Raw genomic sequence first — 492 nt, forward strand, 5'->3', positions numbered from 1 at the left:
ATCGACGAGAACCTCGGCGCAATTGGCGGCAGCCAACAGAGCAAAGCCGAACTCGAGAGCCAGATCGCGCAGTTGACCAACGAGCGCCGAGCCAAGCTGGCTGCCATGCTGATCGATACGCAATCGAACCTTGCTGACCTTGTGCCCAAGATGTTCGCAGCCCAGGCTGCCATGGATCGGGCCGAAGTGCGCGCGCCCTATGATGGCCAGGTGATGGATCTCAGCGTCTTCTCGATCGGTGCGATAGTGGCGCCAGGCCAGACAATCCTCGACATCGTGCCGACCGAGAACTCGCTGATCGTCCAGGCGCAGGTTCGCGTCGAGGACATATCGAACCTGCGACCCGACATGGCCGCCGAAGTTCGCTTCACATCCTACAAGCAGCGCTCGATACCCACAATTCATGGACGCGTCACGCGCATTTCGGCGGATCGCATCACCGACAGCAAGACCGGGTTTCCCTACTACCTCGCCGACGTGGCTGTCGATCCG

Annotated in this window: 1 protein-coding gene; it reads left to right on the forward strand. The window is 60.8% G+C overall.

Going from position 1 to position 492, the window contains the following annotated elements; genetic code table 11:
* The coding region (locus tag ACWGTO_RS33830; RefSeq protein ID WP_454578998.1) for an HlyD family efflux transporter periplasmic adaptor subunit at window positions 1-492 on the forward strand (492 nt) is incomplete at both ends.

This window comes from Mesorhizobium sp. PL10 (genome assembly GCF_053714315.1).